Here is a 7,585-nt window from a genome sequence, read left to right as displayed (position 1 = left end):
GGAAGAGAAGCTGCGCTTCGCCATCCGTGAAGGCGGCCGCACCGTCGGTGCCGGCATCGTCGTCACCATCAAAGAATGATCGATCCGGCACTTGCCGGCTCGACAAGGAAAGGGCGGTCTTCGGGCCGCCCTTTTTCGTTTACTTGCACAGTGCAGCATAAATGCAGCACGGTTGCTTCGAAGCTATTGCATGCACCACTGCCGCAATTATTATCGATTGCGGCAGGGGGCGTTGCCAATCATGATTTCGGGGCATCATTTAAACTGCACATCAAGATGGTTTCGCATACTGGTTCGCCGGGCACCGGTGCTTGCTATTGTGGTGGTGGCCTTTGCAGCAAAGGCCGATGACGTCCTCATACGGGCATGGCCCGATACGTTCATTTTGAACGGCCCGTCTTCCGACGGCTTTTCGGACATGCGGTTCATCTTTGCGCGTAGCAGTGCAGTCGGCTGTAAGACCAATTGTCCGGAATGGATTTCAGCGGAAGGCGCCATCACTGCCGACACGCCGGCTCTGCTCAAGCGAGTGCTGAAAAAGCTCGGCATCCGCAAACTGCCGATCATTGTCAATTCCCCTGGCGGCGATGCCGACGCCGCACTTCAACTTGGTCGCATCATACGGAAGAACGGGCTCGACATCGCGATCGGCAAGACCGAGTTTTCCGATTGTTGGCCGGGAACGGAGGGCTGCGGGGCCAGCTTCGGCAAGGGCGTTGCCTATTTCGGCGTGGCGTCTGATGGCGGCGCCATGTGCAACTCTGCATGTCCCCTGATGTTCGCAGGTGGCGTTCGCCGCGTAGCCGGTGGCTGGGCCTATCTGGGTGTTCATCAGATCACCACCACTTGGTTCCCCTCCACAAGGCATTTTCGAACCACCTATAAAACCATTCGGGGCAAAAGATATCAGGTCACAACGGAGACCGTCACCGAAGGCCGAAGCTACAAGACCTATAAGATGAGCAAGGGGTTCGCGCGGAAAATCTCGGCCTATTTGGCAGAGATGGGCGTGGGGCAGGGTGTCCTCGACAAAATGAAAGCCACGCCGGCGAGCGACATTCAGCGGATCACCCTCCACGACATGCTAACGATGAAACTGGCCACCAGCACAGACACCGTGGAGCTGTTCACCGGAGTGATCCTGTGCATGGGTGACAAACCGGCTCCGAATTGCCGGGAAATAGCGGAGGATGCCCGGCCGGCCGCTGTAACGACGGCAAAGCCGGCACCTTCTCGACAGGCGGAAGCTCCATCTTCCAAGCCAGCCAAAGCCCCGACTGCCGTGCCGTTTCGAGGAGCGGCAGGAAATGCGGCGCCGGAGATGCGCTTCGTGGTCGTTCGCGGCAGCGATCCGCTCTGCGATCCCGACTGCCCGGAATGGATTTCGGCGGAAGGCGCGATCACCCCTCGAACCCCGCAAAAACTTCGCCAGTTGCTCGCCGCGCTCGACAACCCGCGGCTCCCCGTTGTGATCAGCTCACGAGGCGGCGACTTGTTCGGCGCCTTGGCCGCAGGGCGGCTTATCCACGAACGCAAGCTAGACGTCGTCGTCGCCCGCACCAATATCCTGGGTTGCAACCCGCCCGGGGCAGGCTGTCTGGACGACAATGGCGCCTATGTCGGGCTGATCAGCCAATTCGGAGTGGAGTGCGATTCAGCCTGCGCACTCATGCTCGCCGGCGGCGCTAGGCGGCTGGTCGACCCCAAGGCGCGGCTCAGCGTGTCCTCGATGGGACAGAAGCGGATTGTCGAAGCCTATTTGGACGAGATGGCGATCAGCCCAGGCCTGTTCGCAGCGATAGATCAGAGTTCAGTCGAGCGTCAGCTTGAACCCGATATAATGCTCAAGGTCGGGCTGGTGACCGGGCCGGACACATCGGACACGCTGACTGGCCCCGCCATTTGCAGGTCCTCGCCAAAGCCGGACAATTGCCGGCTCCCGCCCTCTGCCAACGCCCAGGCAAAGACGCCGCCAGAACTTTAGCGTAGTCGCGACGAAGGTCGAGGCAGCAGCCGTCAGGCTGGCATTGCTCGCACCCTCTTCAATTCTATTTGCAAGCATCGTCGCCGTAACTAGTATGGGTTGGACCGAGGGCTTGGCAGGCGTGATTTCCGCGTTCCTTTCAAAGGGTATTTCGTGGCCGCTAGGGCTGGTTCGGCTCGGGCTGGCCATCGCTATTGGGCTTACCGCGTTTGCCGCCGCAGCGAAGGAAACGCCGCCGGATTACGGCCCTGCCATGCGCTTCGTCGTGGTGCGCAGCAGCGCGCCAGGCTGCGAGCCGAACTGCCCGGAATGGATTTCTGCCGAAGGCAGCATCGAGGCCGGCACGCCGGCGCGGTTCAAGCGCCTCTTGAAGACGCTCGGCGGCCGGCAACTGCCGATCGTCGTCAATTCTCCTGGAGGCAATGTCGACGCCGCGCTCCAACTCGGCCGTACGATCCGTAAGAACAAGCTCGACATCGCCGTGGGCACTACGGGGTTTTCCGGCTGCTCGCCCGAAATGAAGAACTGCCGGGACAATGACAGTAAGAACACGCCGTATTCCGGCATCGCCTACGACAGCGGCGCCATGTGCAATTCCGCATGTCCCCTGATGTTTGCCGGCGGCGTCCGCCGTGTGGTCGGCGAGTGGGCTTTTCTCGGGGTTCATCAGATCACCACGACATATCACAGGGAAAAGCTGCTCTACCGCACCACCTACAGAATTGTGAACGGCAAGAAGAAGGTCCTCAGCACCAAGGTCGTCAGCCGCAAGAATGCCGGCAGCTACAAGACCTACGAGATGAGCAAGGCGGTCGAGAAACGGCTGTCCGGTTATCTGAAAGAAATGGGTATTGGGCAGGGCGTGCTGGACGTGATGAAGGCGACGCCGGCAAGCGACATAAGGCAGATCGAGCCCGACGATATGCTGGAGATGAAGCTCGTCACCAGCCTCGATTCTCTCGACCTGATGACCGAAGCAGCCATATGCCGGCGCGATCCGGTGCCAACGAGCTGCCGCGAGATACCGGCCAATGGCAAGGCCAAGCCGGCCGAGGTGGCGGCGGTCGCGGCCAAACCGGCCTACAGCCAGCCGGCGGAGGCAGCATCACCGCCAAAGCCGCAGCAGGAAATGCGTTTCGTCCTCGTTCGCGGCAGCAATCCGCTCTGCAACCCCGACTGTCCGGAATGGATTTCGGCGGAGGGAACGATCGTTGCCGGCACGCCCGACAGGCTGCGCGAGCTGCTGGACAAGGTCGGCGGGCGCAGGATGCCCATCGTCCTCAACTCACAGGGCGGCGATGTCCAGGGCGCGCTCGCCGCCGGCCGGCTGATCCGCGAGCGCAGATTGGATGTTGCGGTCGCCCGGACGGATTTTCTCGATTGCGATCCCGGCACGGCAGGGTGCGTCTCCAAGGACAACCTTCATAATGGTCTCACTGTTGAAGCCGGCGCCGAATGCGATGCAGCCTGCGTGCTGATGATCGCCGGCGGCACCAGGCGCTTGGTAGGCACCGATACGCGTTTCCTGGTGCATTCCATGGGCATGGAAGACAAGGTCCGGTCGTATCTTGAGGAGATGGCGATCGGCTCGGGCTTGTTCGTCGCGATGCAGTCGGCCCAATCCGCCAAGCACAGGGAGCTCAGCCAGGACGAATTGGCGGGGTTCGGGCTCACCACCAGCCGCCAGTCGGTAGACGCTCTGACGGGCGCCACTATCTGCAAATCTTCGCCAAAACCCGATAACTGCCGGGTTCTGCCGTCCGCCAACGCCGAAGCGGAATCGCCGGCCAAGCTTTAGCAGCATTCGGCGCCATGCCAGCACTGGCCATGGAGGCGGGTTGAGCCGGCTCCGAGCTTCCCGCTATCCTTCTAGGCTCAAACGTAGGAGGACCGGAGATGAGCGAGGGCGTCCCGACTTTGTTCGAATGGGCCGGCGGCAGCGAGGCGCTCAACCGGCTGACGCAGATCTTTTACAACAGAGTGACCTTGGACCCGATCGTCGGTCCGGTGTTCAGGCACATGTCGCCGGACCATCCGGCGCATGTCGCCGCCTTCATCGGCGAGGTTTTCGGCGGGCCGAAGACCTACAGCGAACGGCATGGTGGCCACCGCGAGATGGTCAGGCATCATCTCGGCAAGCATCTGACCGAGGAGCAGCGCCGGCGCTGGATCAACCTTCTGGCGGACGCGGCGGACGAAGCCGGCCTGCCGGACGATCCCGAGTTCCGTTCCGCCTTGATGGGCTATGTCGAGTGGGGGTCGCGGCTGGCCAAGATTAATTCCAATCTCGGCGAGACTTGCGACCCTGAGACCGAGCCAATGCCAAGCTGGGGCTGGGGCGTGCCGGGCGGGCCTTACAAGCCGCCGGCCGGGAAATCGTAGCCGAAGATGCTGGGTTTCTGCAAAATTCCGAAAAGATGACGCCGCAAAGACACCGCAGGGTCGTTGCATCAATGTGAGACGACCTTGCATGCTGATTGCCCATCTCCCATCGGGCTATATTCTGGGAAGGCTCGCGCGAAGACGGCGACGGGAGGCATCCGATGTGGTGGCTGCCGCAATGCTCGGCAGCGTGTCATCCCGGACATCGACATGCTCTATTTTTACCTGATCGATGGCGGTCGCACGCACCATCATGCCTACATCACGCATTGGCCGTTGTTCTGGGCCACGATCGGGACGGTGAGCGTGTCGGTCGGTCGGTTGTTGGGGTCGCGGCGTCTGCCGTCGATCGCCATCTTCTTAGCCGGAGCCATGGTGCATATGGCGCTCGACACGGTGGCATCGCCGATCATGTGGTTGGCGCCGTTCAGTCATCGCCCGTTTGAGCTCGTGGCGGTTCCGGCCAGCCATGGGAACTGGGTCCTGAACTTCGTTCTGCATTGGACTTTCGCGCTTGAACTCGTGATCTGCGCATGGGCCCTGGGGCTTGGATGGCTGCGATCGGCGCTTCCGGCCGACGCGTCTCAAAAGGGCTCTTGAGTTCTCATCGGCTTTGTGAAATAGCAGCGCCCGTATACGGGCATAGCTCAGTTGGTAGAGCGGCGGTCTCCAAAACCGCAGGTCGTAGGTTCGAGCCCTGCTGCCCGTGCCACCTCCCATGGCAGACTGAAGGTGGGTGCGCTCCGCCGTTGAAAACCGGGGGCGGCTTGCCATATAGCGAAAACTGGGGCATAAGGCCCCGCATAGCCGGGACGGAACGACTGGATGGTTCCGAGGCGGCGCTAAAACATAAAGCGGAACACTTGCCACTTGCGTGGACCAAGAATCGGTTTTATGTAGACTGAACAGACACGCGACGCGTGGAGCTGGGAAGCCGGCTTTACGCGTCTGATTTGCGTGGGCGAAATGGTGGTGCTGATTCGGCGCCGGCACGAAGTCCAGGCGGCACGTCCCGGCCAGCGGGATCATCCAGGAGACCCGGCCAACGGGTCTTGAAGACAGGCGGCAGATGGCTTCGAAAACCACAAACCCTTTCACCTTTCTCCAGCAGGTTCGCGCGGAGACGGCCAAGGTGACATGGCCCTCGCGCCGCGAGACTATGATCTCGACGGTAATGGTCCTGGTTTTTGCGCTCATCGCCATGATCTTCTTCTTCACCGCCGACATAGCCATGGGCTATGCGATCGAGTGGATTCTGGGCCTCGGACATTAAGTTCGGCGATTACGGAGAGGTCGTGAAATGACGCGGTGGTACATCGTCCACGCTTATTCGAACTTCGAGAAGAAGGTCGCCGAGGACATCGAGAACAAGGCCAAGCAGAAGGGCCTGTCGGGCGAGATCGAGCAGATCGTGGTGCCGACGGAGAAGGTCGTCGAGATACGCCGCGGCCGCAAGGTCGATGCGGAACGCAAGTTCTTCCCCGGTTATGTGCTCTTGAAGGCCAACCTGACGGACGCCGTATTCTCGCTGGTCAAGAACACCCCGAAGGTCACCGGCTTCCTCGGTGACTCCAAGCCCGTGCCGATCACTGAAGCCGAGGCGCAACGCATCCTGAACCAGGTTCAGGAAGGCGTCGAGCGTCCGAAGCCGTCGGTCACCTTCGAGATCGGCGAGGCGATCCGCGTCTCGGACGGTCCGTTCGCGTCGTTCAACGGCTTCGTCCAGGAAGTGGACGAGGAGCGGGCGCGCCTCAAGGTGGAAGTTTCGATCTTCGGGCGCGCGGTGCCCGTCGATCTCGAATTCGGACAGGTCGAAAAGGGCTGATCCGAAGGTCCCCGTCCGAGAGGCGAAGGGATCGGCGGCGCGAAGGAATGGCGCTGCCATGAGCGGGTGGGAGGCGAATGCGGCTTAGCCGGCCGCTGGAACCGCACCACCAGACTGCAACCGCCGGTTATCCCGGCATGAGAAAAGGCAGGAATAGAGATGGCTAAGAAAGTTGCAGGCCAGCTCAAGCTCCAGGTTGCCGCGGGCTCGGCCACGCCGTCGCCCCCGATCGGCCCGGCGCTTGGTCAGCGCGGCATCAACATCATGGAGTTCTGCAAGGCGTTCAACGCGCAGACCCAGGAACTGGAAAAGGGCTCGCCCATCCCGGTCGTCATCACCTACTACCAGGACAAGTCGTTCACCTTCGTCATGAAGACGCCGCCGGTGAGCTACTTCCTGAAGAAGGCCGCCAACCTGAAGTCTGGTTCGAAAGAGCCGGGCAAGGTCAAGGCCGGCACGATCTCGCGCGACAAGGTGCGCCAGATCGCCGAGCAGAAGATGAAGGACCTCAACGCAAACGACGTCGAAGCGGCCATGCGCATGGTCGAGGGCTCCGCCCGCTCGATGGGCCTGGAAGTGGTGGGCTAAGATCATGGCAAAGATTGCAAAGCGTGTTGCCAAGAGCCGTGAAGGCATCGACCCGAACAAGGCCTATGCGCTCTCTGAGGCGCTGCAGCTGCTGAAGGACCGGTCCACGGTGAAGTTCGACGAGACGGTCGAGGTCGCGATGAATCTCGGCGTCGATCCGCGCCATGCCGACCAGATGGTCCGCGGCGTTGTCAACCTGCCGAACGGCACTGGCCGGTCGGTGCGCGTCGCCGTGTTCGCGCGCGGCGACAAGGCCGAAGAAGCCAAGGCCGCCGGCGCCGATATCGTTGGTGCCGAGGACCTCGTCGATATCGTCCAGAAGGGCACGATCGATTTCGATCGCTGCATCGCTACTCCGGACATGATGCCGCTGGTCGGCCGTCTGGGTAAGGTGCTCGGCCCGCGCGGCATGATGCCGAACCCGAAGGTCGGCACCGTGACCCCCGATGTCGCGGCCGCCGTCAAGGCCTCGAAGGGCGGCGCCGTCGAGTTCCGCGTCGAGAAGGCCGGCATCGTCCAGGCCGGCGTCGGCAAGGTCTCGTTCGACGTCAAGGCGCTGGAAGAGAATGTGCGGGCCTTCGCCGATGCGGTGAACAAGGCCAAGCCCGCCGGCGCCAAGGGCAACTACGTCAAGAAGGTGTCGGTCACCTCGACGATGGGTCCCGGCCTCAAGCTCGACATCGCGACGCTCGCCGCGTCGTAAGCGTCGTCTGGCCGGCTTCAGGCCGGTCGCTAGAGCATGATCCCGAAAAGTGGATTTCGGAAAAGATCATGCTCCAACAAAGAAGAATTCCGGACCGCCGATC

Annotated in this window: 8 protein-coding genes, 1 tRNA gene and 1 pseudogene; all 10 read left to right on the top strand. The window is 61.8% G+C overall.

The genetic code is table 11. The features are described from left to right. Positions 1–79, top strand: a pseudogene (locus tag P9228_RS17705) (elongation factor Tu); the annotation flags it as partial. A 111-nt stretch (positions 80–190) separates the two neighbouring features. Next, a complete protein-coding gene (locus P9228_RS17700) occupies positions 191–1,984 on the top strand; it encodes a hypothetical protein (protein WP_278054585.1) in 1,794 nt (597 codons plus the stop codon). Positions 1,985–2,237: 253 nt separating this feature from the next. Then, the gene (locus P9228_RS17695; protein ID WP_278054951.1) at positions 2,238–3,782 is read left to right on the top strand and encodes a hypothetical protein; all 1,545 of its coding nucleotides are present in this window, start codon (positions 2,238–2,240) and stop codon (positions 3,780–3,782) included. 98 nt (positions 3,783–3,880) lie between these two features. Beyond that, the gene (locus P9228_RS17690) at positions 3,881–4,366 is read left to right on the top strand and encodes a group II truncated hemoglobin (RefSeq protein WP_067321502.1); all 486 of its coding nucleotides are present in this window, start codon (positions 3,881–3,883) and stop codon (positions 4,364–4,366) included. 210 nt (positions 4,367–4,576) lie between these two features. After that, complete coding sequence (locus tag P9228_RS17685) at positions 4,577–4,966, top strand: metal-dependent hydrolase (RefSeq protein ID WP_245475479.1); 390 nt, start codon at positions 4,577–4,579, stop codon at positions 4,964–4,966. Positions 4,967–5,002: 36 nt separating this feature from the next. After that, positions 5,003–5,078: transfer RNA gene (locus tag P9228_RS17680), tRNA-Trp, on the top strand. Positions 5,079–5,435: 357 nt separating this feature from the next. Beyond that, entirely contained in the window at positions 5,436–5,639 is a 204-nt protein-coding gene (secE, locus tag P9228_RS17675; protein ID WP_066989573.1) for a preprotein translocase subunit SecE, read from the top strand. A gap of 27 nt (positions 5,640–5,666) precedes the next feature. Then, positions 5,667–6,191: a transcription termination/antitermination protein NusG gene (gene nusG / locus P9228_RS17670; RefSeq protein ID WP_066989575.1), complete on the top strand. Its 525-nt coding sequence runs from the start codon at positions 5,667–5,669 to the stop codon at positions 6,189–6,191. A gap of 159 nt (positions 6,192–6,350) precedes the next feature. After that, positions 6,351–6,779, top strand: coding sequence for a 50S ribosomal protein L11 (gene rplK / locus P9228_RS17665; RefSeq protein ID WP_059189557.1), 429 nt, complete (start codon positions 6,351–6,353; stop codon positions 6,777–6,779). Positions 6,780–6,783: 4 nt separating this feature from the next. Beyond that, the gene (gene rplA / locus P9228_RS17660) at positions 6,784–7,482 is read left to right on the top strand and encodes a 50S ribosomal protein L1 (RefSeq protein ID WP_066989577.1); all 699 of its coding nucleotides are present in this window, start codon (positions 6,784–6,786) and stop codon (positions 7,480–7,482) included. Positions 7,483–7,585 lie beyond the last annotated feature (103 nt).

Origin of the sequence: Mesorhizobium sp. WSM4898 (assembly GCF_029625845.1) — a bacterium.
Taxonomy (GTDB): Bacteria; Pseudomonadota; Alphaproteobacteria; order Rhizobiales; family Rhizobiaceae; genus Mesorhizobium.
The sequence above is the reverse complement of the archived record's forward strand: the minus strand, read 5'-3'. Positions and strand labels throughout refer to the sequence as shown.

Bases quoted from the DNA above. Each gene is read 5' to 3' on its own strand.
- rplK (WP_059189557.1), top strand. From the start codon at position 6,351: ATGGCTAAGAAAGTTGCAGGCCAGCTCAAGCTCCAGGTTGCCGCGGGC.
- nusG (WP_066989575.1), top strand. From the start codon at position 5,667: ATGACGCGGTGGTACATCGTCCACGCTTATTCGAACTTCGAGAAGAAG.
- secE (WP_066989573.1), top strand. From the start codon at position 5,436: ATGGCTTCGAAAACCACAAACCCTTTCACCTTTCTCCAGCAGGTTCGC.
- P9228_RS17695 (WP_278054951.1), top strand. From the start codon at position 2,238: ATGCGCTTCGTCGTGGTGCGCAGCAGCGCGCCAGGCTGCGAGCCGAAC.
- rplA (WP_066989577.1), top strand. From the start codon at position 6,784: ATGGCAAAGATTGCAAAGCGTGTTGCCAAGAGCCGTGAAGGCATCGAC.
- P9228_RS17700 (WP_278054585.1), top strand. From the start codon at position 191: ATGCACCACTGCCGCAATTATTATCGATTGCGGCAGGGGGCGTTGCCA.
- P9228_RS17690 (WP_067321502.1), top strand. From the start codon at position 3,881: ATGAGCGAGGGCGTCCCGACTTTGTTCGAATGGGCCGGCGGCAGCGAG.
- P9228_RS17685 (WP_245475479.1), top strand. From the start codon at position 4,577: ATGCTCTATTTTTACCTGATCGATGGCGGTCGCACGCACCATCATGCC.